The organism is Pseudomonas sp. Leaf58, assembly GCF_003627215.1.
Lineage (GTDB): Bacteria > Pseudomonadota > Gammaproteobacteria > Pseudomonadales > Pseudomonadaceae > Aquipseudomonas.
Genome location: NZ_CP032677.1, coordinates 485900 through 510000, shown reverse-complemented (window position 1 = coordinate 510000; position 24101 = coordinate 485900). Strand labels below are relative to the sequence as shown.

General features: G+C 61.7%; 23 protein-coding genes and 1 rRNA gene (1 of these 24 cut by a window edge). 10 read left to right on the top strand and 14 right to left on the bottom strand.

All coding sequences use genetic code 11. The features are described from left to right. Window positions 1-690 (bottom strand): 16S ribosomal RNA (locus DV532_RS02270) (it extends 847 nt beyond the left edge of the window). Window positions 691-1612: 922 nt separating this feature from the next. Then, the gene (tyrS, locus tag DV532_RS02265) at window positions 1613-2812 is read right to left on the bottom strand and encodes a tyrosine--tRNA ligase (RefSeq protein WP_056805434.1); all 1200 of its coding nucleotides are present in this window, start codon (window positions 2810-2812) and stop codon (window positions 1613-1615) included. A gap of 213 nt (window positions 2813-3025) precedes the next feature. Here tyrS and DV532_RS02255 point away from each other — a divergent pair, with 213 nt between their 5' ends. Both DV532_RS02255 and DV532_RS02250 read left to right on the top strand, forming a co-directional pair. Beyond that, on the top strand, window positions 3026-4447 hold the full coding sequence (locus DV532_RS02255; protein ID WP_056805436.1) for a peptidoglycan DD-metalloendopeptidase family protein: 1422 nt from the start codon (window positions 3026-3028) through the stop codon (window positions 4445-4447). Between the two features lie 4 nt (window positions 4448-4451). Continuing rightward, the gene (locus tag DV532_RS02250; protein ID WP_056805439.1) at window positions 4452-5543 is read left to right on the top strand and encodes an anhydro-N-acetylmuramic acid kinase; all 1092 of its coding nucleotides are present in this window, start codon (window positions 4452-4454) and stop codon (window positions 5541-5543) included. A gap of 58 nt (window positions 5544-5601) precedes the next feature. On the opposite strand, the gene erpA is transcribed toward DV532_RS02250, so the two are convergent. Beyond that, window positions 5602-5952: an iron-sulfur cluster insertion protein ErpA gene (gene erpA, locus DV532_RS02245; protein ID WP_056806185.1), complete on the bottom strand. Its 351-nt coding sequence runs from the start codon at window positions 5950-5952 to the stop codon at window positions 5602-5604. A 152-nt stretch (window positions 5953-6104) separates the two neighbouring features. Beyond that, window positions 6105-7139: an N-acetyl-gamma-glutamyl-phosphate reductase gene (gene argC, locus DV532_RS02240; protein ID WP_056805442.1), complete on the bottom strand. Its 1035-nt coding sequence runs from the start codon at window positions 7137-7139 to the stop codon at window positions 6105-6107. Window positions 7140-7281: 142 nt separating this feature from the next. Between argC and hemJ the strand changes: the two genes are divergently transcribed. The 6 genes from hemJ (at window position 7282) to DV532_RS02210 (ending at window position 11709) form a co-directional block, all read left to right on the top strand. After that, window positions 7282-7707 (top strand): protoporphyrinogen oxidase HemJ, encoded by a 426-nt coding sequence (hemJ, locus tag DV532_RS02235; protein ID WP_056805444.1) that lies wholly within the window; start codon window positions 7282-7284, stop codon window positions 7705-7707. 29 nt (window positions 7708-7736) lie between these two features. Further along, entirely contained in the window at window positions 7737-8693 is a 957-nt protein-coding gene (locus tag DV532_RS02230; RefSeq protein ID WP_056805447.1) for a nitronate monooxygenase family protein, read from the top strand. A gap of 67 nt (window positions 8694-8760) precedes the next feature. Continuing rightward, on the top strand, window positions 8761-9543 hold the full coding sequence (locus DV532_RS02225; RefSeq protein ID WP_056805451.1) for an SDR family oxidoreductase: 783 nt from the start codon (window positions 8761-8763) through the stop codon (window positions 9541-9543). Window positions 9544-9606: 63 nt separating this feature from the next. Beyond that, the gene (locus tag DV532_RS02220) at window positions 9607-9945 is read left to right on the top strand and encodes a histidine triad nucleotide-binding protein (RefSeq protein WP_056805453.1); all 339 of its coding nucleotides are present in this window, start codon (window positions 9607-9609) and stop codon (window positions 9943-9945) included. Between the two features lie 65 nt (window positions 9946-10010). Next, window positions 10011-10658: a 2-polyprenyl-3-methyl-6-methoxy-1,4-benzoquinone monooxygenase gene (gene coq7 / locus DV532_RS02215; protein ID WP_056805456.1), complete on the top strand. Its 648-nt coding sequence runs from the start codon at window positions 10011-10013 to the stop codon at window positions 10656-10658. 10 nt (window positions 10659-10668) lie between these two features. Then, window positions 10669-11709, top strand: coding sequence for a hypothetical protein (locus DV532_RS02210; protein ID WP_056805458.1), 1041 nt, complete (start codon window positions 10669-10671; stop codon window positions 11707-11709). Window positions 11710-11848: 139 nt separating this feature from the next. Here DV532_RS02210 and DV532_RS02205 read toward each other — a convergent pair whose 3' ends face one another. After that, on the bottom strand, window positions 11849-12271 hold the full coding sequence (locus DV532_RS02205) for an OsmC family protein (protein ID WP_004376171.1): 423 nt from the start codon (window positions 12269-12271) through the stop codon (window positions 11849-11851). 190 nt (window positions 12272-12461) lie between these two features. Here DV532_RS02205 and crp point away from each other — a divergent pair, with 190 nt between their 5' ends. Further along, window positions 12462-13106: a cAMP-activated global transcriptional regulator CRP gene (gene crp, locus DV532_RS02200; protein ID WP_056805460.1), complete on the top strand. Its 645-nt coding sequence runs from the start codon at window positions 12462-12464 to the stop codon at window positions 13104-13106. Here crp and DV532_RS02195 read toward each other — a convergent pair. The 4 genes from DV532_RS02195 to DV532_RS02180 form a co-directional block, all read right to left on the bottom strand. Further along, window positions 13103-13807, bottom strand: a complete 705-nt coding sequence (locus DV532_RS02195; protein ID WP_056805462.1) for a lipoate--protein ligase family protein — start codon at window positions 13805-13807, stop codon at window positions 13103-13105. The two genes, crp and DV532_RS02195, sit on opposite strands and share 4 nt — an antisense overlap. 147 nt (window positions 13808-13954) lie before the next feature. Continuing rightward, window positions 13955-14788, bottom strand: a complete 834-nt coding sequence (gene trpC, locus DV532_RS02190; protein WP_056805465.1) for an indole-3-glycerol phosphate synthase TrpC — start codon at window positions 14786-14788, stop codon at window positions 13955-13957. Beyond that, the gene (gene trpD / locus DV532_RS02185; protein WP_056805468.1) at window positions 14785-15834 is read right to left on the bottom strand and encodes an anthranilate phosphoribosyltransferase; all 1050 of its coding nucleotides are present in this window, start codon (window positions 15832-15834) and stop codon (window positions 14785-14787) included. Before trpD ends, trpC begins: the two co-directional genes overlap by 4 nt. 9 nt (window positions 15835-15843) lie before the next feature. Next, window positions 15844-16437: an aminodeoxychorismate/anthranilate synthase component II gene (locus DV532_RS02180; protein WP_019472944.1), complete on the bottom strand. Its 594-nt coding sequence runs from the start codon at window positions 16435-16437 to the stop codon at window positions 15844-15846. A 368-nt stretch (window positions 16438-16805) separates the two neighbouring features. On the opposite strand from DV532_RS02180, the gene estP reads away from it, so the two are divergent. Next, complete coding sequence (gene estP / locus DV532_RS02175; protein WP_056805471.1) at window positions 16806-18686, top strand: esterase EstP; 1881 nt, start codon at window positions 16806-16808, stop codon at window positions 18684-18686. Between the two features lie 69 nt (window positions 18687-18755). Here estP and trpE read toward each other — a convergent pair whose 3' ends face one another. The 5 genes from trpE to DV532_RS02150 all read right to left on the bottom strand — a co-directional run bounded on the left by trpE (window position 18756) and on the right by DV532_RS02150 (window position 24094). Then, the gene (trpE, locus tag DV532_RS02170) at window positions 18756-20240 is read right to left on the bottom strand and encodes an anthranilate synthase component I (RefSeq protein ID WP_056805474.1); all 1485 of its coding nucleotides are present in this window, start codon (window positions 20238-20240) and stop codon (window positions 18756-18758) included. 70 nt (window positions 20241-20310) lie between these two features. Then, window positions 20311-21129 carry a phosphoglycolate phosphatase gene (locus tag DV532_RS02165; protein WP_056805477.1) on the bottom strand — a complete coding sequence of 273 codons (819 nt, stop codon included), beginning with the start codon at window positions 21127-21129 and terminating at the stop codon, window positions 20311-20313. Further along, on the bottom strand, window positions 21126-21800 hold the full coding sequence (rpe, locus tag DV532_RS02160; RefSeq protein ID WP_056805480.1) for a ribulose-phosphate 3-epimerase: 675 nt from the start codon (window positions 21798-21800) through the stop codon (window positions 21126-21128). Before rpe ends, DV532_RS02165 begins: the two co-directional genes overlap by 4 nt. Before the next feature lie 207 nt (window positions 21801-22007). Continuing rightward, entirely contained in the window at window positions 22008-22835 is an 828-nt protein-coding gene (locus DV532_RS02155) for an ABC transporter permease (protein WP_056805484.1), read from the bottom strand. Window positions 22836-22846: 11 nt separating this feature from the next. After that, window positions 22847-24094, bottom strand: coding sequence for an ABC transporter permease (locus DV532_RS02150; protein ID WP_056805486.1), 1248 nt, complete (start codon window positions 24092-24094; stop codon window positions 22847-22849). Between the last annotated feature and the right edge of the window lie 7 nt (window positions 24095-24101).

Here is a 24101-nt window from a genome sequence, read left to right as displayed (position 1 = left end):
TTTCACCGCTACACAGGAAATTCCACCACCCTCTACCGTACTCTAGCTTGCCAGTTTTGGATGCAGTTCCCAGGTTGAGCCCGGGGCTTTCACATCCAACTTAACAAACCACCTACGCGCGCTTTACGCCCAGTAATTCCGATTAACGCTTGCACCCTCTGTATTACCGCGGCTGCTGGCACAGAGTTAGCCGGTGCTTATTCTGTCGGTAACGTCAAAACAGCAAGGTATTAGCTTACTGCCCTTCCTCCCAACTTAAAGTGCTTTACAATCCGAAGACCTTCTTCACACACGCGGCATGGCTGGATCAGGCTTTCGCCCATTGTCCAATATTCCCCACTGCTGCCTCCCGTAGGAGTCTGGACCGTGTCTCAGTTCCAGTGTGACTGATCATCCTCTCAGACCAGTTACGGATCGTCGCCTTGGTGAGCCATTACCCCACCAACTAGCTAATCCGACCTAGGCTCATCTGATAGCGCAAGGCCCGAAGGTCCCCTGCTTTCTCCCGTAGGACGTATGCGGTATTAGCGTTCCTTTCGAAACGTTGTCCCCCACTACCAGGCAGATTCCTAGGCATTACTCACCCGTCCGCCGCTGAATCGAAGAGCAAGCTCTTCTCATCCGCTCGACTTGCATGTGTTAGGCCTGCCGCCAGCGTTCAATCTGAGCCATGATCAAACTCTTCAGTTCAATACTGCTTGGGTTTTTAAGAAACCCTAAACTTGGCTCAGCAATCTCAAATGACTATGTGATTTCTCGCATGGTCACTTGTGATGCTGATAATCTTTTTGACTATCAGTCCATACTCACAAGCACCCACACGAATTGCTTGATTCAATTTGTTAAAGAGCGTTTGGTTAAGAGCTTTTCGTCTCAACCGAGGCGCGCATTCTACGCTTTCCTCAGAGCCTGTCAAGCGTTTATTTTGAAGTTTTTTGCGAGAAACTCGTTTAGCTTCAAACACTTGGCTCGCTGCGATCTCTCGTAGCGGGAGGCGAATCATACAGCGTTTAGCAACGCTGTCAACCATCATCTCAACCGCTTTCGATCATTCGATCGTAGCCCTTTCAGCTTCTTCTGAACTACTTAACTCGTTGAATCTCAAGGAGTTTGTCGTTCCGTTGTCGCTGGAAGTGGGGCGCATTATAAGGGGATTCGAAAGGGCGTCAACCTTTAATTTCAAGAATATGAAATATAACGGGAAAAGACCGTGTCAGGGCCACCAAGTGTTCGCCACCACACCTTCAGCGCCGGTGAGATCGAGCGCCGCCCGCGCGGCGCTTCGCGGGGCAAGCCCGCTCCCACATCTGTTTTGGGCCAATCACTCCTGTGAAGTCTCCTCTGCCCGCCTTGTTTGTACGGCGCACCACCAAGACAGGCATCAAGGCGCCCGCGCGGAAAGCCCACAGGTGTAACTGGCCCGAAACAAATGCAGGAGCGCTCGACTTCATAGGCGCCAGAGAACCCAAGGTAGGCACCACTCGAAGCCAATGCCATCTCAAGACAGGTACCCGCCAGCCCTGACACACAGCAGCCCACAACCAAACCCCCAAAACCAAAGAGGGGAGGCCTATCGGCCTCCCCGCTTCTATATAGCTACACCTGCAGGCTATCACTCAGCCTTGAGAGTAACCCGTGCAAACGACTTCTTGCCCGCTTGGCACACATGGGTCGCACCCAGCGCAAACACGAAGTCACGATCCACCACCGCGCCATCGACCTTAACAGCGCCACCGCTTAGCAGATCCCGCGCCTGCGCCGAGTTCTTCACCAAACCAGCCCGGTTCAGCACAGCAGCGATCGGCAGGTCTTCTGCCGCAACCACTTCGACTTCCGGCAGGTCTTCCGGCAACTCACCTTCCTTCATACGGTTACCGGCCGCGCGGTGAGCATTGGCAGCAGCCTCCTCACCATGGAAACGCGCAACGATTTCTTCGGCGAGCTTGATCTTGATGTCACGCGGGTTGGCACCCTTGGCTACGTCGGCACGGAACTGCTCAATCTCTTCCATCGAACGGAAGCTCAGCAGCTCGAAGTAGCGCCACATCAGAGTGTCCGGGATCGACACCAGCTTGCTGTACATCACCCCCGGCGCTTCCTGGATACCTACATAGTTACCCAGCGACTTGGACATCTTCTTCACGCCGTCGAGCCCTTCGAGCAGCGGCATGGTCACAATGTTCTGAGCCTCCTGACCATAGGCACGTTGCAGTTCGCGCCCCATCAGCAGGTTGAACTTCTGGTCGGTACCGCCCAGTTCCACATCCGCCTTCAGGGCCACCGAGTCATAGCCTTGCACCAGCGGGTACAGGAACTCGTGGATGGCGATCGGCTGGTTGGTGGTGTAGCGCTTGTCGAAGTCATCACGCTCGAGCATGCGCGCCACGGTGTACTGCGAAGCCAGACGAATGAAATCAGCTGGGGTCAGCTTGTCCATCCAGGTGGAGTTGAACGCAACCTCGGTCTTGGCCGGGTCGAGAATCTTGAACACTTGCTGCTTGTAGGTCTCGGCATTCTCCAGCACCTGCTCACGGGTTAGAGGTGGGCGCGTAGCGCTCTTGCCGCTTGGGTCGCCGATCATGCCGGTGAAGTCACCGATCAGGAAGATGACCTGATGCCCCAAGTCCTGGAACTGGCGCAGCTTGTTGATCAGCACCGTGTGCCCAAGGTGCAGGTCAGGCGCGGTCGGATCGAAGCCGGCCTTGATGCGCAGAGGTTGGCCACGCTTGAGCTTCTCCACCAGTTCCGACTCGACCAATACTTCTTCCGCACCGCGCTTAATAAGCGCCAGCTGCTCTTCAACCGACTTCATAGACAAACCCGCAAGGCTCAGATTCAGGGGGAGCCAACCATACAAGATCGGCCGTCAATTACAAGTTTCGCAACGGAATGTGACCCGCACACAGGTTTGCGGCGTCTATGCGCCCTTGCGTGAAAATGGATTTGGTTATATTTTATACAGTTATTTCATCTTCATCATGTCATTCATCTTTTCCATTTCACCTTTTTCAAAGTCACCTTACCCATGACCAACGAACCGCCTAAAGCGCCCCCGCTTTATCCGAAAAGCCATCTGTTGGCCGCCAGCGGCATCGCCGCCCTGCTCAGCCTGGCTCTGCTGGTATTTCCCTCCAGCGAAGTGGAAGCCAAGAAAACCACCCTTAACCTTGAGCTGGAGAGCCCTGCCGAGCAGTTGAAGGACGAATCCGCTGCCGCGCCCCTGGTGCAGGCAGAAGGTGAGCAAGGCTCGCCGTTTGCCCAGATCGAAGAGGCCGCACCCGAAACGCAGAAGGCCAAGCAGGAAGCCCCTACCGCCGAACCGGTTGCTGAGGCAGCCACGGCGCCTGGCCACCGCGAGGTGACCGTGGCCCGCGGCGACACCCTGTCGACCCTGTTCGCCAAAGTCGGCCTGCCGACCAATGCGGTGCATGACCTGCTGGCCAGTAACAAGCAAGCCAAGCAGTTCAGCCAGCTCAAGCACGGCCAGGTGCTGCAGTTCGAGCTCGACAAGGACGGCCAGCTGGCGAGCCTGCACAGCAAGGTCAGCAACCTCGAAACCATTCGCCTGACCAAGTCTGCCAAGGGCTACACCTTCAACCGCGAAATCAGCAAGCCAGTGGTGCGTACAGCCTACGCCCATGGCGTGATCAAGAGCTCACTGTCGGCCTCGGCCCAACGCGCCGGGCTGTCTCACAGCATGACCATGGATATGGCCCGCGTGCTGGGTTACGACATCGATTTCGCCCAGGATATTCGCCCGGGCGATGAATTCGACGTGGTGTACGAGCAGAAGGTGATGGACGGCAAGGTCGTCGGCACCGGCAACATCCTGTCCGCACGCTTTACCAACCGCGGCAAAACCTACACTGCCGTGCGGTATACCAACAAGCAGGGCAACACTACCTACTACACCGCCGATGGCAACAGCCTGCGCAAGGCCTTTATCCGCACCCCGGTAGACTTCGCCCGCATCAGCTCGCGCTTCTCCGCCGGGCGCAAGCACCCAATCCTGAACAAGATCCGCGCCCACAAAGGCGTCGATTACGCAGCGCCTCGCGGCACTCCGATCAAGGCAGCCGGTGACGGTCGTATCGAACTGGCCGGGCGCCGCGGTGGTTACGGCAACACCGTGATCATCCAGCACGGCAATCGCTACAAAACGCTGTATGGCCACATGCAGGGCTTTGCCAAGGGCATCAAAACCGGTAGTTCGGTCAAGCAGGGCCAAATCATCGGCTACATCGGCACCACCGGCCTGTCCACCGGCCCGCACCTGCACTACGAGTTCCAGGTCAACGGCGTGCACGTCGACCCGCTGAGCCAGAAAGTACCGATGGCTGACCCAATCGCCAAAAACGAGCGCCAGCGCTTCCAGCAGCAGAGCCAGCCACTGATTGCCCGCATGGATCAGGAAAAGGCCACCCTGCTCGCAGCGAACAAGCGCTAAGCCCATGGTGCTCTACATAGGGGTGATGTCCGGCACCAGCCTTGACGGCCTGGACATTGCCTTGATCGAGCAAGGTGAGCAGCTTCAGCTGCTTGCCACCCACTACCTGCCCATGCCCACCGACCTGCGGCAGGACCTGCTAGCCCTTTGCAGCAGCGGCCCTGACGAGATTGCGCGGGCCGCACTGGCAGAAAACCACTGGGCCAGCCTGGCAGCTGAAGGCATCCGCCAGCTGCTGGCCCGGCAGGGGCTGCAGGCCGCTGCCATCCGCGCCATCGGCAGCCACGGCCAGACCATCCGCCACGAACCTGCGCGTGGCTTCACCGTGCAGATCGGCAACCCGGCGCTGCTGGCTGAGCTTACCGGTATCTGCGTAGTGGCTGACTTCCGTCGGCGCGATGTGGCAGCCGGCGGCCAGGGTGCGCCGCTGGTACCAGCCTTCCACGAAACCCTGTTCAACCACCTCGGCCAGCGCCTGGCCATCCTCAATATCGGCGGCTTCAGCAACCTGAGCCTGATCGAGCAGGGCAAACCGGTCCATGGCTTTGACTGCGGCCCGGGTAACGTGCTGCTGGATGCCTGGATCGAGCGCAAGCGCGGCCAGGCCTACGATGCGCAGGGTGCCTGGGCGGCCTCGGGTACGGTGCAGGATGACTTGCTCACCACCCTGCTGGCCGACCCGTTCTTCGCTGGCAGCGGCCCGAAGAGCACCGGCCGCGAGGTGTTCAACCTGCCGTGGCTGGATGGCCACCTGGCCGGTCTACCGGTTTACCGCGACGAGGATGTACAGGCGACATTGCTGGAGCTGACTGCACGCAGCATCATCGACTCGCTGAGCAACGCCCAGCGGGGCACCGAAGCGCTGCTGGTGTGCGGTGGCGGTGCGCAAAATGACGCCCTGATGGCTCGCCTCGGCCAGTTGCTACCCGAGGCCCGTGTCGCCAGCACCGCAGCCCATGGCATCGACCCGGATTGGGTCGAGGCCATGGCCTTCGCCTGGCTGGCCCACTGCTGCCTGGAAGGCATCGCCGCTAACCGCCCCAGCGTCACCGCAGCCAGGGGCCCGCGGGTACTGGGCGCGATCTATCCGGCTTAATCACTCCCCAGAAAGCAAAACGCCGCGCAAATGCGCGGCGTTCTCATAGGGTCAGGGCTCAGATCGAGAACGAAGACCCGCAGCCACAAGTAGTGGCAGCGTTCGGGTTCTTGATCACGAAGCGCGAGCCTTCCAGGCCTTCCTGGTAGTCCACTTCGGCACCAGCCAAGTACTGAAAGCTCATGGGGTCGACCACCAGTGAAACACCTTCACGCTCGACGATGGTGTCGTCTTCGGCCACGTCTTCATCGAAGGTGAAACCGTACTGGAAGCCCGAGCAACCACCACCGGTCACGAACACCCGCAGCTTCAGACGCTCATTGCCTTCCTCGTTGACCAGGTTCTTCACCTTCTGGGCTGCCCCTTGGGTGAATTCCAGACCAGTAGGGGTGAAGGTTTCGACGCTCATGTTGATTCTCCCGGCGCGGTAGCCGCCATAAAACTCGATGACGCGCATTATCCGCTTTCCCGAGAAAATTGGTCAACAATACGTAAGCAGCAAGCTACAAGCTGCAAGCAATATACTCACTTGCAGCTTGCGGCTAGTAGCTTGGGCTGCTGTCAGGGCAGCAAGCCCGCGTGGGACAGGCCCATGCGCTCGTCCAGACCGAACAGGATGTTCAGGTTCTGTACCGCCTGACCGGACGCGCCCTTGACCAGGTTGTCAATCACCGACAGCACCACTACCAAGTCACCACCCTGCGGACGATGAACGGCAATACGGCAGACGTTGGCACCACGCACGCTACGGGTTTCTGGGTGGCTGCCCGCTGGCATCACGTCGACGAACGGTTCATCGGCGTAGCGCTTCTCGAACAGCGCCTGCAGGTCGACCGAAGTGTCGGCAACAGTGGCGTACAACGTGGCGTGGATACCGCGGATCATTGGCGTCAGGTGTGGCACGAAGGTCAGGCCGATGTCCCTGCCAGCGGCCAGGCGCAGGCCCTGGCTGATTTCCGGCAGGTGGCGATGGCCCTTGACCGCGTAGGCCTTCATGCTTTCGCCGGCTTCGCAGAACAGCGAACCCACTGCCGCACCACGGCCAGCACCGCTGACACCCGATTTGCAATCGGCGATCAGGCGCGACGGGTCGGCCAGGCCGGCTTCCAGCAGCGGCAGGAAGCCCAGCTGGGTGGCAGTCGGGTAACAACCGGGCACGGCGATCAGGCGCGCCTGGCGGATCTTCTCGCGGTTAACTTCAGGCAGGCCGTACACCGCGTCCTTCAGCAGCTCTGGCGCACCGTGCGGCTGGCCATACCACTTGCCCCATTCGGCAGCATCCTGCAGGCGGAAGTCGGCCGACAGGTCGATCACCTTGGTACCGGCAGCCAGCAGTTCGCCAGCCAGGGCATGGGCAACACCGTGCGGCGTGGCGAAGAACACCACATCGCAGGCGGCCAGAGCCTTGCTGTCCGGCACGCTGAACGCCAGCCCGTCATAGTGGCCGCGCAGGTTCGGGTACATGTCCGCCACCGCCACGCCCGCCTCGGAGCGCGAAGTGATGACCGCCACTTCGGCCTGTGGATGCTGTGCCAGCAGACGCAACAGTTCGACGCCGGTGTAACCCGTGCCGCCGACGATACCGACCTTGATCATAACGCTTGCCCCTTATCAACGAGCCGTCTGGAAAGCGCACGATAATAGGGGCGCAAGGCGCCTGTAACAACTCTTCGGGTGACCCTTCGGGCGCCTGACCACTACTATCTGACGACCGTGATTACCTGAAGGAACTCCCTCCATGCTTTACCTATGGATCAAAGCGCTGCATATCGTCAGCGTGGTCTGCTGGTTTGCCGGCCTGTTCTACCTGCCGCGGCTGTTCGTCTACCACGCCCAGAGCCAGGACAGCATCAGCCAGGACCGCTTCGTGACCATGGAGCGCAAGCTGTTCCGCGGCATCATGAACCCGGCGATGATCGCCACCTACGTGTTCGGTGCGTGGATGCTCTACCTCACCCCCGGCTGGCTCAGCCAGGGCTGGCTGCACGCCAAGCTCACCCTGGTCATCTTGCTGACCGTCTACCATCACATGTGCGGCGCGCAGCGCAAGCGCTTCGCCAGCGGCAGCAACACCCGCAGCCATGTCTACTATCGCTGGTTCAACGAAGTGCCCGTGCTGTTCCTGCTGGGTATCGTCATCCTGGTGGTGGTCAAACCGTTCTGACCGAGCCACCCCGCTCAAGGAGCCTTGCCATGTCGCTACCCGCCTCGCTCGAACAACGCCTGCGCTTGCCCCTGGTTGCCGCTCCGATGTTCCTGATTTCCAACCCAACCCTGGTGCTAGCCTGCTGCGCCGGCGGCGTGGTCGGTAGCTTTCCCGCCCTGAACCAGCGCGACAGCGCCGGGTTCAAGGCCTGGCTGGAAGAAATCGAGGCAGGCCTGGCGCAACTGCAGGCGCCAGCGCCGTATGCCGTCAACCTGATCGTTCACCCCACCAACCCGCGCCTGCAGGCCGACCTGGCCTTGTGCGTGGAACACCGTGTGCCAATCGTTATCACCAGCTTGGGCGCAGTGAAGGAAGTAGTCGATGCCGTGCACGGGTACGGCGGCCTGGTGTTCCACGATGTCACCACGCGTCGCCATGCCGAGAAGGCTGCCGCGGCGGGTGTCGATGGCCTGATCGCTGTGGCGGCGGGCGCAGGCGGCCATGCCGGCACCTGCAGCCCGTTTGCCCTGGCCGCCGAGATTCGCCAGTTCTTCGACAAGACCCTGCTGCTGGCCGGCTGCCTCAACCACGGCCACGAGATCCTGGCCGCACAAATGCTAGGCGCCGACCTGGCGTACATGGGCACGCGCTTCATCGCCACGGCAGAAAGCCAGGCCCAGAGTGCCTACAAGCAAATGCTGCTCGATGCCCATGCCGCCGACATCATCCACACCGCGGCGGTGTCTGGCATCCCCGCCAGTTTCCTGCGCCCGAGCCTGGAGCAGGCTGGCTACGACATGAATGCGCTCAAGGGCGGGCACGAGCCTGGCAAGCTGAAACCGATCGACGACGAAGCCAAGGCCTGGAAGACCGTGTGGTCAGCGGGCCAAGGCGTCGGCAGTATCGACGACCTGCCCAGTGCCAGCGCGTTGATCGAACGGCTGCACAACGAGTACCGGCACGCCCTGCAACGCTGCCAGGCGCTGCACGCCCGCGCCCTGTAGCAAAAGGCAACACCTTGCCCGGCCAAGCTGTACACTAGGCGCCCTCTTTAGCCCCCAGGAGCCCTGCATGACCCGTTACGCCATGATCACTGGTGCTTCCAGCGGCCTGGGCTTAGCCCTGGCGGAAGCCCTGGCGCGGCGCGGGCGCAACCTGATCCTGGTGGCACGCCAACGTGAAACGCTGGAGCCGGTGGCCATCGAACTGACCCAGCGTTTCGGTGTCGAGGTGCTGTTTCGCGCCTGCGACCTCAGCCAGCCGCTACGCTTGTCGGGCTTCGTGCTGGAGCTGGAAGAAGGCGAGCGGCGCATCGACCTGTTGGTCAATTGTGCTGGCCTGCGCACCTACGGGCCATTCCTGGCCCATGAATGGGCCGACGAACAGGACCTGCTGGAAGTCAACGTGCTGGCCCTGAGCCGGCTATGCCACGCCATTGGCAACCTGATGGCCGTGCAAGGCGGCGGGCAAATTCTCAACGTTGCCGGCCTGGCTGGGGTAGCACCCGGCCCATGGATGGCGGCCTATGCCGCCAGCAAGGCCTACGTGCTGAGCTTCTCGCAGGCACTGCGCGAAGAACTCAAGCGTACCGGTATCAAGGTTTCGGTGCTGTGCCCAGGCCCGGTGCGTTCCGCGCGCCGGCGCATAGCCCGGCTGGATGGCAAACCCCGCTGCCTCAGCCCCGAGGAAGTGGCGCTGTACACCGTACGTGCACTGGACAAGAACCGCGCACTGATTATGCCCGGCCGGCGCAACCGCTGGCTGGCATTCGCCCCGCGTCTGCTGCCGCGCTGGCTGGTGCGCAAGCTGGCCGGGGCCATCCACCGCCGCTATTGCCCAGCCGGCATGGAATAGCCACTGGGCGAGCGGCGCCCGGCTGAGTACACTCGGCCTGGCCCTCACCATGGAGCAAGTGCTGTGGACGATTTATTCTGCAAAATCATCAACCGGGAAATCCCGGCGAAAATCATCTACGAGGACGACCAGGTTCTGGCGTTCCACGATATCGCCCCCCAGGCGCCTGTGCATTTTCTGGTCATCCCGAAAAAGCACATCCGCACCCTCAATGACCTGACCGAAGAAGACAAGGGGCTGGCCGGCCACATTCTGTTCACCGCCCAGCGCCTGGCCAGGGAACTTGGCTGCGAGGAAGGCTTCCGCGTAGTCATGAACTGCAACGAGCAAGGCGGCCAGACCGTCTACCACATCCACATGCACGTGCTTGGCCAGCGCCAGATGCACTGGCCACCGGGCTGATCCACCGCAAGCGACCCTGCCGCTATTGCGGTAAACTATCGGGCACATTCTTGCGGAGGTGCCCGATGGCTACCGAACGTCACTACTCGCCGCTCGACCGCTTGTTGCTGCAGGCCGATACCGCCATGCGCACCTTGCTGCCCTTCAGCGGCCAACCCGCCCGCCCCTCGCCAGCCATCGTCCAGCCGGACGTTGACCTGGACGACCAGCAGGCCCGCCATGTGGCTGGGCTGATGCGCATCAACCACACCGGTGAAGTCTGCGCCCAGGCGCTGTATCAGGGCCAGGCCCTGACCGCCAAGCTGCCCGAAGTGCGCAAGGCCATGGAGCACGCCGCCGAGGAAGAAGTGGATCATCTGGCCTGGTGCGAACAGCGCATTCGCCAGCTGAACAGCCACCCGAGCGTACTCAACCCGTTGTTCTACGGCATGTCGTTCGGCATCGGTGCACTCGCCGGGCTGGTCAGCGACAAGGTCAGCTTGGGCTTCGTCGCGGCCACCGAGCACCAGGTGTGCAAGCACCTCGACGAGCACCTGGAGCAAATCCCGCAGCAAGACGAAAAGTCCCGGGCCATCCTCGAACAGATGCGCATCGATGAAGAACAGCACGCCGAGTCTGCCCTGGAAGCCGGCGGTTATCGCTTCCCTGCCCCGGTTCGCTTTGGCATGAGCCTGTTGGCCAAGGTCATGACCAAGAGCACCTACCGCATCTGAAGGCATCACCATGACGGACCGTTTCGACGCCAAGGACCTGGCGCGCGCCGTGCAAGCCGGCATTCTCCAGCCCGGTCAGGACCAAGCCCTGCTGGCGTACTTGCGCCAGCAGCCGGCGCAACGTGGCAGCTTCCAGCTGGCCCATATTGCCTTCTACTTTGGCGCCATGCTGATCATGGCGGCCATGGGCTGGTTGCTCACTGAAGCCTGGATGAGCATCGGCGACGGGGCGCTGCTGATCATCGCCAGCCTCTACATTCTGCTACTCACACTGTTCGCCCTTAACCTGCAAAAGCGCGCCCAGCCGGTTGCTGCCGGGGTGCTGGCGGCGGTCGCGGTCAGCATCGTGCCACTGGCAGTATTCGCCATCGAACGCCTGGCCGGCTGGTGGCCACTGGGTGATACGCAGGCGACCTATCACCAGTACTACACCTATGTGCAAGGCGGCTGGCTGGCGATGGAAGCGGCCACCGTGCTTGCCGGGCTGCTGATGCTGAGGCTGATCCGCTATCCGTTCATCGTCATGCCAATTGCCGTAGCCTTGTGGTTCATGTCGATGGACCTGAGCGAATGGATCTTCGGCTCGCCGTTCAGCTGGGAGCAGCGCCGCGAAGTTTCGCTGTGGTTCGGCTTGGGGTTGCTGATGGTGTTCATCGGGGTTGATGGACGCACGCGCGAGGACTACGCCCACTGGGGTTATTTGGCCGGTCTGGCGGCATTCTGGGGCGGGCTGACACTGTCGGACAGCGACAGCGAGCTGGGCAAGGCCGTTTACTGCCTGATCAATATGGCGCTGATGGGCATGGCGGTACTATTGCGCCGGCCGGTGTTCATGGTGTTCGGGGCGCTGGGGGTGGCGGCTTACCTGGGCTATCTGGCGTATGAGGTGTTTGCCGAATCGCTGCTGTTCCCGCTGGTGCTGACCCTGATTGGGTTGGCGGTCATCTGGCTGGGGCTGGTTTACCAGAAGCGGCGGGAGCGGTTTAGCCAAGTGATGCGTAGTCGCTTGCCAGAGTGGGTGCGGGCTGCACTGCCGGCGCTTCGCAGCTGATATTGTTGCGGCCGCTTTGCGGCCTATTGCCGGCAAGCCAGCTCCCACAGGTATTGCGCGGGCCTTAAGTGTGGCGCTGTACCTGTAGGAACTGGCTTGCCGGCGATGGGCTGCGCAGCAGCCCCCAAAAATCTTGGGCTTAACCCAGCTCTACGATTTCATAGCCATGGGTAATCTCAACCCCGGCACGCTCCAGCATGATCGAAGCCGAGCAGTACTTCTCCGCCGACAACTCCACCGCACGCTTTACCTGGGCTTCTTTCAGCCCACGCCCTTTCACCACGAAGTTCATGTGGATCTTGGTGAACACCTTCGGGTCTTCACTGGCGCGCTCGGCCTCCAGGAACGCTTCGCAGCTTTCTACTGCCTGGCGCGACTTCTTCAGGATGCTCACCACATCAAAGCTGCTGCAGCCACCCAAGCCCAACAACAGCATCTCCATTGGGCGCACACCCAGGTTGCGGCCGCCGGCCTCGGGCGGGCCGTCCATCACGACGACATGGCCGCTCCCCGATTCGCCGAGGAACATCGCCTCACCGGCCCACTGGATACGTGCCTTCATCTATCTGGACTCCTGATTTTCGGAAAAGGGTGTCAGCTTAGACCTTGTACGGCTGTGGGAAAAGTACGAGACGTGGCGGTTTAATACCGAAACATCCTGTAGTGTCTGATAAGCTGGCGCCAAATGACTGGCGCTGGTCGCCAGCCAACCTCTATAAAAGCCTATAGGTTGTATCGAACAGGATTTCGTGATGGTTGCCTCCGCCCTACCCGCCAAGATCAAGAACATCGACAGGCTGCTGGTGCACTGCCAACGCCGCCGCTACACCGCCAAAAATAACATTATCTGCGCCGGCGACCGGGCCGAAACACTGTCGTTCATCATCAAGGGTTCGGTCACTGTCCTGATCGAAGACGACGAAGGCCATGAAATGATCATCGCCTACCTGAACAATGGTGATTTCTTCGGCGAACTGGGCCTGTTCGAGCCCACTGACGGTGTTCAGCAGCGCAGTGCCTGGGTACGCGCCAAGACCGAATGCGAGGTAGCCGAAATCAGTTACGAAAAATTTCGCGAACTCGCCCGGCAAGACCCGGAGATTCTCTACGCCCTGGGCAGCCAGATGGCCCAACGCCTACGCAACACCACCCGCAAGGTCGGTGACCTGGCATTCTTCGACGTCACCGGGCGCGTTGCCCGTTGCCTGCTGGAGCTGTGCAAGCAACCCGACGCCATGACCCATCCCGACGGCATGCAGATCAAAATCACCCGTCAGGAAATCGGCCGTATCGTCGGTTGCTCCCGGGAAATGGTCGGCCGCGTCCTCAAAGACCTTGAAGAGCGCAGCCTGGTGCAGGTCAAAGGCAAGACCATGGTGGTCTACGGTACCCGCTAGTCCTTGGGCAGGTCGGCCAGTACCTTGGCATAGGCCTGCGACAGATGCTCGAACCAGGGTGCCTCGGGTGCCACCTCGTGCAAGGCGATGTGCGCGTCAGCGCGGCAGCGCTGTTCCAACTCGCAGCACTCGTTGAAGCGGTTTACCGCCGCCACCATCGACTCACGTTCGTTGTCCAGCAACAGCGCACCGTGCACCAACACCACCGGGCGCTTGCCGCCCAGCCCCTGGCGCCAGCGTTGGGCAGTGCCGACCAGTTTGCGGCCGTTGAGGTTGACGTTGTAGCGACCATCGCAGAAAGCACCGTCGATTTCCCCCACCGACGCCACCCCGCCCCACCCGCGCAGCACATCGCACAGCGGCAGGCACAGGCGCTCGTAGGCATTCTCGATACGGCCGTGGTCGCCCTCACTACGTGGGGCAACATAGACCAACGCAACGTTCACCGTCGAATGTGACTGCGGCACCGGCTCCCCACCGGTTTCGCGCAACAGCACCGGCCAGCCGGCGATGGCCAGTTCGGCGCAGGCGGCCTCGAAATTGTCCAGGCGGCTCATGCGCCGGGGCATGACCAAGGCATGGTCGGTGGGGCGCCAGAACAGCACGCCACTGTCGCGTTCGCCGCGGCAGACGGCGGCTAGCAGTTCCTGTTCGGCGTGCAGCCCTTGTTCAACGGTCAGGGCCAGGGGTTGATCGGTCATTGATCCACCTATGTTGTTGTTTTCACCGACCTCTTCGCGGGTGAACCCGCTACAACAGGACGCGTATCCATTGTAGGAGCGGGCTTGCCCGCGAAAGGGCCATTCCAGGCATACAAAAAAGCCGGCAGTAACGCCGGCTTGGTTTGCTCAGTCCAATTGCTGAACAGTTTTCTTCACTTGTTCCGGGAAGAACAACCGCTGCAACTCCAGCCCTGGTTGTTCAGCGCGCATGAACGCCTCACCCACCAGGAACGAGTAGACCTCGTTGATTGCCATCAGCTCGACATCGGCCCGGTTCAAGATACCGCTCTCGGTAATCGCCAGGCGATCCCGTGGAATGCGCGGCAACAGGTCGAGGGTGGTTTCAAGGCTTACCTCGAAGGTGTGCAGGTTGCGGTTGTTTACCCCCACCAATGGCGTATCGAGGGTTTTCAGCGCCCGCTCCAGCTCATCGCCATCGTGTACTTCTACCAGCACATCGAGGCCGACATCCTTGGCGGTGGCCGCCAGTTCAGCCATCTTCACGTCATCCAGCGCCGACACGATCAGCAGCACGCAGTCGGCGCCCAAGGCACGGGCTTCGATGATCTGGTAAGGATCGACCATGAAGTCTTTGCGGATCACCGGCAGTGACACTGCCGCACGGGCTTGCTGCAGGTATTCATCGGCGCCTTGGAAGTAGTCCACATCGGTCAGCACCGACAGGCAGGTGGCACCGCCCTTCTCGTAGCTGACGGCGATTTCCGCCGGCACAAAATGCTCGCGAATCACGCCTTTGCTTGGCGAGGCCTTCTTGATTTCGGCAATCACCGCCGGCTGCTTGCGCTTGGCCTGCTCGATCAGCGCATTGGCGAAACCACGCGGCGCGTCGGCAGCCTTGGCCAGGCCTTCGAGTTCAGCAAGGCTTACGCGCGCGCTGCGCTCAGCCACTTCCTGGAACTTGCGGGCAATGATCCTTTCCAGCACCGTCGGCACGCTCATGCTTCGTTCTCCACCTTGAATACTGCAGTAAAGGCACCCAATTCCTGCAGCTTCTCCCAGGCCAGGCCCGTGTGCAGAACATCATGGGCCAGTTCTACGCCCGACTTCAGGCTCATGGCATGGTCCGCCGCATACAGCGCGGCACCGGCATTCAGCACAATCATCTCGGCAGCCTTCTGCCCATTCTCGGTCTTGCGCCGCCCCAGTGCATCACGGATGAGCTCCAACGACGCCTGCGGGTTCTCGACCGCCAGGCCGTGCAGGCTCTGGCTTTTCATGCCAAGGTCTTCGGGCTCTACCCAGTATTCGCTGATCTGGTCGTTTTTCAGTTCGGCAACAAAGGTCGGTGCCGCCAAGCTGAACTCGTCCAGGCCGTCCTTGGAGTGCACAACCAGCACATGCTTGCTCCCCAGGCGCTGCAGCACCTCGGCCAGCGGGCGGCACAGGGCTTGCGCGAACACACCGACCACCTGGTGCTTCACCCCAGCCGGATTCGTAAGCGGGCCGAGCATGTTGAACAGGGTACGCAAGCCCAGGTCGCGACGCGGGCCGGCTGCATGTTTCATGGCCGAGTGGTGGCTTTGCGCGAACATGAAGCCGATGCCCAAGCTATCGATGCAGCGCGCCACCTGAACAGGGGTTAGGTTCAGGTAGATGCCAGCGGCTTCCAGCAGGTCAGCACTACCGCTCTTGCCCGACACTGCGCGGTTGCCGTGCTTGGCCACGGTGCAACCCGCTGCGGCCAGGACGAACGACGAGGCAGTGGACACGTTGAAGATGTTCGCGCCATCACCGCCGGTGCCGACGATATCGACTACGCCGTCGAGGGTTTGCAGTTCAACCTTGTCTGCCAGCTCGCGCATCACCGACACCGCACCGACGATTTCATCGATGCTTTCGCTTTTCATGCGCATGCCCATCAGAAAGGCACCGATCTGCGCCTCGCTGCACTGGCCGGTCATGATCTGGCGCATCACATCGCGCATTTCTTCGGTAGAAAGGTCCAGCTGGCCGACGATACGGCTCAACGCGCTCTTGATATCCATGTTCAATCCTTAGCGGCGGCCGCCGGTCTGCTTGAGGAAGTTGGCGAACAGCTCGTGACCCTGCTCGGTAAGGATCGATTCAGGGTGGAACTGCACCCCTTCGATATTCAGCGTTTTGTGGCGCAAGCCCATGATCTCGTCGACCGAACCATCTGCATGGGCAGTCCAGGCAGTGACTTCCAGGCAGTCTGGCAGGGTATCGCGCTTGACCACCAGGGAATGGTAGCGGGTCACGGTCAGGGGGTTGTTGAGGCCGGCGAACACGCCCAGGTCACGGTGGTGGACCGGGCTGGTCTTGCCGTGCATCACTTGGCGTGCACGCACTACGTCACCGCCAAAGGCCTGGCCGATGGACTGGTGGCCCAGGCACACGCCCAGGATCGGCAGCTTGCCGGCAAAATGCAGGATGGCCTCGATGGACACACCCGCCTCGCTCGGCGTGCACGGGCCAGGGGAAACGACGATGCGCTCAGGGTTGAGGGCTTCGATCTGGGCGATGGTCATTTCGTCATTGCGAATGACCTTGACCTCGGCACCCAGCTCGCCAAGGTACTGAACGACGTTGTAAGTGAATGAGTCGTAATTGTCGATCATCAGTAACATCGGGTTAAACCTCTTGAATCTACTGACTTCAGAATTCGAACCTTCCTACACCAGCCGATAGGCGCGGCTTTGCCACAAGGGGCGTTAGACAGGAAGGCAAACGGGGGCGGGCCGGGCGGGCCGGCAGGGGATAAAGTCAGGCGCGCCAACGCCAACGGGCGTGGGCCTTGATTACACGCATCAAGAGTTTGCTGACGATCAACACAGGATAGGTCTCGCTCATACGTCCCGGCACAGTAGCCTACCGGGGCGGCGGGCGCAATATGCCCGTAAACACGGGGAAACGAATGGACTTGGGAGGTATGCACTGCGATTTGCTAAGGTCGATCGGGTAGTCCTGATAAAAACAAAGAAAAGGATGTTCCCTGATGCGAAAAGCACCGTTATTGCGCTTTACCCTCGCCTCACTGGCACTGGCATGCGGCCAGGCGTTTGCGGCACCCTCGCCCTACTCCAGCATGATCGTGTTTGGCGACAGCCTCAGCGACGCCGGGCAGTTTGGCGGCGCACGCTTCACCAACCGCGATGCCAGTGGCAATTATGCCCCGGTGTCACCGATGATCCTGGGTGGGCGGTTGGGCGTGAGCCCAACCGAGCTTGGCCCCTCCACCTCCCCACTCAACCAGGCGCTTGGGTTGCCGGACGGCAACAACTGGGCAGTTGGCGGCTACACCACGCAGCAGATCCTGGATTCGATCACCAGCACTTCCGAGACGGTCCTCCCCCCAGGGCGCCCCGGCGCAGGCCAGGTACTGCGGGAAAAGCCGGGCTATCTGGCCAACGGCTTGCGCGCCGACCCTAACGCGCTGTACTACCTGACCGGCGGTGGCAACGACTTCCTGCAAGGCCTGGTCAACAGCCCCGCCGATGCCGTCGCCGCTGGCGGCCGCCTGGCTGCCAGCGCCCAGGCCCTGCAGCAGGGCGGCGCCCGCTATATCATGGTCTGGCTGCTGCCCGACCTCGGCCAAACACCGAACTTCAGCGGCACGCCGCAACAAAACCCGCTGTCGTTGCTGTCGGGCGCCTTCAACCAAGCGCTGCTCAGCCAGCTGGGGCAGATCGATGCCGAGATCATTCCGCTGAACATCCCCGTGCTACTGGGTGAGGCGCTGGCCAGCCCCAGTCAATTCGGCCTGGCCAGCGACCAGAGCCTGGTCGGCACCTGCTACAGCGGCGAAGGCTGCGTGGAAAACCCGGTTTATGGCATCAACGGCACCACGCCAGACCCGACCAAGCTGCTGTTCAACGACTCGGTGCACCCGACCATCGCCGGCCAGCAACTGATTGCCGATTACGCCTACTCGATCATCGCCGCCCCCTGGGAGCTGACCCTGCTACCAGAAATGGCCCACGCCAGCCTGCGCGCCCACCAGGACGAGCTGCGCAACCAATGGCAGACACCCTGGCAGGCGGTTGGCCAGTGGCAAGCCTTTGCCGCTACCGGCGCCCAAGACCTGGACTTCGACGGCCAACGCAGCGCGGCCAGCGGCGATGGCCGCGGCTACAACCTGACGCTAGGTGGTAGCTACCGGCTGAACGACGCCTGGCGCCTGGGCCTGGCCGGCGGCGTGTATCGGCAGAAGCTGGAAGCGGGCGAACAAGACTCCGATTACAAGCTGGACAGCTACCTGGCCAGCGCCTTCGCCCAGTACCGCCAGGACCGCTGGTGGGCCGACGCGGCACTGACCGCCGGGCACCTGGACTACAGCGACCTCAAGCGCACCTTCGCCCTTGGCGTGAACGACCGCAGCGAAAAGGGCGACACCGATGGCGAAGCCTGGGCAATGTCGGGGCGGCTGGGCTACAACCTGGCGGCCGACAGCAGCCGCTGGCAGCTGGCGCCGTTCATCAGCGCCGACTATGCCCGGGTGAAAGTCGACGGCTATGAGGAGAAGAGTGGGCGTTCGACGGCACTGGGCTTCGACGACCAGGAACGCACGTCACGCCGTCTGGGTGTGGGGTTGCTGGGCAGTGTGCAGGTGTTGCCGAGTACCCGGCTGTTCGCCGAGGTGGCGCAGGAGCATGAATTCGAGGATGACCAGCAGGATGTGACGATGCACCTGACCAGCTTGCCGGCGAATGATTTCACCCTGACCGGGTATACGCCGCACAGCGACCTGACCCGGGCGAGCCTAGGGGTGAGCCATGAAGTGGTGGCGGGGGTGCATTTGCGCGGCAACTACAACTGGCGCAAGAGTGATGAGTTGACGCAGCAGGGGGTTAGCCTGGGGGTCAGCGTGGACTTCTGAACTGATGGGGCCGCTTTGCGGCCCTTCGCGGGCGTGCCCGCGAAGGGCTGCAAGGCAGCCCCAATCAATTCATTTTGGGGCGGAAGTCTGCTCAGCCAACGCCACCGCGCGGAACATCGCCCGGCGTTTGTTGATGGTTTCTTCCCACTCCAGCGCCGGCACGGAGTCGGCCACGATGCCGCCCCCGGCCTGCACATGCAGCTCACCGTCTTTAATCACTGCAGTACGGATGGCAATCGCGGTATCCATGTTGCCGTTCCAGGCGAAATACCCGACAGCACCACCGTAAACCCCACGTTTGACCGGCTCCAGCTCGTCGATAATCTCCATCGCCCGAATCTTCGGTGCCCCCGAAAGCGTACCGGCCGGCAGGATCGCGCGCAGTGCATCCATCGCCGTCAGCCCTTCGCGCAGCTGACCGGTGACGTTGGACACAATGTGCATCACGTTGGAATAACGCTCGATCACCATCTTTTCGGTCAGGCGCACGCTACCGGTCGAGGACACACGACCGACGTCATTGCGGCCCAGATCGATCAGCATCAGGTGCTCGGCAATTTCCTTGTCATCCGACAGCAGGTCGTCTTCCAACGCGCGGTCGGCCTCTTCGGTCGCGCCACGCGGGCGGGTGCCGGCAATCGGCCGCACAGTGACTAGGTTGTCCTCGACGCGCACCAGCACCTCAGGCGAGCTGCCGACCACATGGAAGTCGCCAAAGTTGAAGAAGTACATGTACGGCGTCGGGTTGAAGCAACGCAGCGCGCGGTACAGGTCGATAGGCGCGGCTTTGAAGTCGATCGACATGCGCTGCGACGGCACCACCTGCATGCAGTCGCCCGCCAGGATGTATTCCTTCACCGTGTCGACTGCGCGCTCGTAATCTTCTTGGGTAAAGCTTGAGCGGAACGCTGGCTCGGCAGCCATCGGGCCACTCAAGTCCAGCCCACGGCGCGGGGTGATCGGCTGGCGCAGTGTTTCCAGCAAACCCTGCAGGCGTGCCTGGCCCTGTTCGAAGGCCTGCTCTTCAGCCGGGTCGACCAGCACGATGGCGTGCATCTTGCCGGCCAGGTTGTCGAACACTACCACCGCGTCGGATACCATCAACAGGATGTCCGGCACACCCAGTGGATCAGGGTTGGGGCAGGCTCCCAGGCGTTTTTCCACATAACGCACGCAGTCGTAGCCGAAATAGCCGACCAGGCCGCCGTTGAAGCGTGGCAGGCCGGGGATGTCGGCGACCTTGTACCGGTCCTTGAAAGTTTCGACGAACGCCAGCGGGTCTTCGACATCGTGGCGTTCCACCTCCACGCCATCCTGCAGGATGCTGACGTGGTAGCCATGCACACGCATTACCGTGCGCGACGGCAGGCCGATCATCGAGTAACGGCCCCACTTCTCGCCGCCTTGCACCGATTCGAGCAGGTACGAGTTGGGTTGGTCAGCCAGTTTCAGGTAGATCGACAGCGGCGTGTCGAAGTCGGCCAGGGTTTCGCAGGCCAAGGGAATGCGGTTGTAGCCGGCAGCGGCCAGGCGCAGGAATTCTTCGCGGGTCATGGGGTAGCCTCGTGGCAAGCAGCAATAGGTCAGGCAAACGGACGGGCCGGCACGCGCCGGCAAGCTAAAGTCAGGCGCGCCAACGCCAACGGGCCAGGGCCTTGATGACTTTCATCCAGAATTTGCCAGTAACCGCCACGGTGGACTCTCTGTCTTGTGAGGCTTGAAGGTCCGCCAACGTTATCCCAGTGGCCGGGTCTGCGCAACCGGGCAGCAATGCGCGCAGGTCGTCGATCACCAGGCTGGGGGATTCGTCGTCAATCGGCCGGCCATGATTGTAGCCGTAGCTCAGGCCCACGCACTGCACCCCAGCCGCCTTGGCCGCCAGTACGTCACTACGCGAATCGCCGATAAACAGCGACTGCTGCGGGGTAACGCCGGCCATTTGCATGACAAACAGCAGCGCCGCCGGGTCGGGCTTTTTCTGCGGCAGGGTGTCGCCGCCGATGATCCAGCGGAAGTTGTTGCCGATCTTCATCTGGTCCAATAGCGGGCCGACGAAGCGCTCTGGCTTGTTGGTGATCAGCGCCATCTCCACGCCCTGCTTGCGCAGCCAGCGCAGGGTATCCCGTACCCCGGGGTAAACCACCGTCAGTTCATGGCTATCGGCATAGGCGTCCATGAACAGCGCCAGCGCCTGGTCAGCCAGCGCATCGTCGACACCGGCGTGGTCGATACCACCTGCCAGCGCCCGACGCACCAATACCTGGGCGCCGTTGCCAACCCAGTGGCGTACGGCTTCCAGGCCAGCGGGCGGGCGCCCCAATTCGAGCAGCATGCGGTCCACGGCGGCGGCCAGGTCTGGCACGGAATCGATCAGGGTACCGTCCAGATCGAACATCACCAGCCTGGGCAGAGTCCCCGGGAACAGCTGCTCGAAGCCGCTCATGGGCGGGCCAGAGCCATTTCGGCGCGCATCTTGGCGATCACTTCCTGGTAGTCCGGGGCATTGAAGATCGCCGAGCCGGCGACGAAGGTGTCGGCGCCAGCGGCAGCGATCTCGCGGATGTTGTTGACGTTGACGCCGCCGTCGATTTCCAGGCGGATATCACGGCCACTGGCGTCGATCAGCGCACGCGCCTCGCGCAGCTTGTCGAGGGTACCGGGGATGAATTTTTGCCCGCCGAAGCCTGGGTTGACGCTCATCAGCAGCACCATGTCGACCTTGTCCATCACGTACTTCAGGGCATCCAGGCTCGTGGCCGGGTTGAACACCAGGCCGGCCTTGCAGCCGCCGTCCCTGATCAGTTGCAGCGAGCGGTCGATGTGCTGCGAGGCTTCCGGGTGGAAGGTGATGTAGGTGGCGCCGGCTTCGATGAAGTCGCCGATGATGCGGTCGACCGGGCTGACCATCAGGTGCACGTCGATCGGGGCGGTGACGCCGTACTTGCGCAGGGCGGTGCACACCATCGGGCCGATGGTCAGGTTGGGGACGTAGTGGTTGTCCATGACATCGAAGTGGACGATGTCGGCACCCGCCGCCAAGACCTTGTCGACGTCCTCGCCCAGGCGAGCGAAATCGGCGGAGAGAATGGAGGGGGCAATAGCGTAGGGCTGCATGGCGCACCTGTTGGCAGAATCACGGTGGCGCGCATTGTAACCCAGGGAAAGGGATGAGGGCTGATTGGTATCAATAGCTGCTTCGACCTGTACCGGCCTGTTCGCGGCTAAAGCCGCTCCTACAACGCTTTGTACACGGCATGAATGCTGCGCAGTCGTTGTAGGAGCGGCTTTAGCCGCGAACAGGCCGGTACAGACAAGCCATCATCAGCCAGGCTGCTGGGTTCTGAGCTTCTCGCTACGCCCACGTAACCACTCCAGGGTCAGCAGCAGCACCACGGAGAAGGCAATCAGCAAGGTCGCCGCCGCGGCAATGGTCGGGCTCAGGTTCTCGCGAATACCACTGAACATCTGCCGTGGCAGAGTGGCCTGCTCCGGCCCGGCAAGGAACAGCGTCACCACCACCTCGTCGAACGAGGTGGCAAAGGCGAACAGCGCCCCCGAAATCACCCCGGGCGCGATCAGTGGCAGGGTCACCCGGCGGAAGGCCAGCAGTGGCGAAGCGCCCAGGCTGGCTGCCGCCCGTACCAGGTTGTAATTGAAACCCTGCAAGGTCGCCGACACGGTAATGATGACGAACGGCACACCCAGCACCGCGTGCACCAGGATCAGCGAAGTGAAGCTGTTGCCCATGCCCAGCGGGGCGAAGAACAGGTAGCTCGCCACACCGATAATCACCACCGGTACTACCATCGGCGAGATCACCAGTGCCATCACCAACGACTTACCCGGGAAGTCGCCACGGGTCAGGCCGATGGCCGCCAAGGTGCCGAACACCATGGCTAGCACCGTGGCCGCCGGGGCAACGATGATGCTGTTTTTCAAGGCCCGCATCCATTCGGCCGAGCCGAAGAAGTCCTGATACCACTGCAGCGAGAAGCCCTGCAGCGGGTACACCAGGAAACTGCCACTGTTGAACGACAGCGGCACAATGACCAACACCGGCAGGATCAAAAACAGCAGAATCAGACCGCAAAGAATGCGCAGGCTGTAGTACCACACCCGCTCCACAGGCGACATGTAAGGGCTCAGCATGACAAGGCTCCTCAGCTCAGGCGCAGGCGGCTGGCGCCGACCAGCCAGCTATAGATCAAGTACAACAGCACGGTCGCCAGCAGCAACAGCCCGCCCAGCGCGGTGGCCATGCCCCAGTTGATGCTGGTGTTGGTGTAGAAGGCGACGAAGTAGCTGACCATCTGGTCGTTGGGGCTGCCCAGCAGTGCCGGGGTGATGTAGTAGCCGATAGCCAGGATGAACACCAACAGGCAGCCCGCGCCAACCCCGGCGTAGGTCTGCGGGAAGTACACCCGCCAGAAGCTGGCGAACGGGTGACAGCCCAGCGAGATCGCCGCCCGCATGTAGCTGGGGGAAATGCCCTTCATCACGCTGTACAGCGGCAAGATCATGAACGGCAGCAGGATGTGCACCATCGAGATGTACACGCCGGTGCGGTTGAACACCAGTTCCAGCGGCTGGTCAATGATGCCCATGGCCATCAGCGCGCTGTTGATCAGGCCACCGGACTGCAACAGCACGATCCACGCCGCTACCCGCACCAGGATCGAGGTCCAGAACGGCAGCAGCACCAGAATCATCAACAGGTTGCTCTGCCGGGTTGGCAGGTTGGCTAGCAAATAGGCCAGCGGGTAGGCCAGCACCAGGCAAATGGCGGTAATCACCACCCCCATCCACAGGGTGCGGGCAAAGATGTCCAGGTAAATGGCCTGGTCGGGGGTGGCCTTGGCCAGCTCGCCGAGGTCGTCGATACGGTGGTCGACAGAGGCCAGCAGGTAGAACGAGGTCACCGAACTGGTGTTGCGGCGGATCGCCTGCCAGTAGGCCGGGTCGCCCCAACGCTCGTCCAAGGCCTGCAAGGCCTCTTTATAAGAGGCAGGCTCAACCTTGAACGGCAGTGCCCGGGCGGTCTTGGTCAACAGGCTGCGGTAGCCGGCCAGTTCCATATTCAAGCGTTTTGAAAGGTCGCCAAGGGTCTGATTCTTGCGCGCCTCGGCCAAGTCCTGGCTGAGCGCCTTGTACACTTCCTCACCCGGCAGGCTCTTGCCATCCCACTGGGTGATGATGTCTACCGTTCGCGGCAGGCCGCCGACCACTTCCGGGTTGCCGACGCTCTTGTACAGCAGCGCCGCGATCGGCACCAGAAAGACCAGCAGAAGAAACAGCGCCAGCGGCGCGATCAACGCCTGCGCCTTCCAGCGGTTGACCCGCTCGGCGTGTTTGAGGCGCTGCTTTAGGTTTGGACCCGCGCCTTCGTTAAGGGGCACTGCAATGGCCATGGCGAAC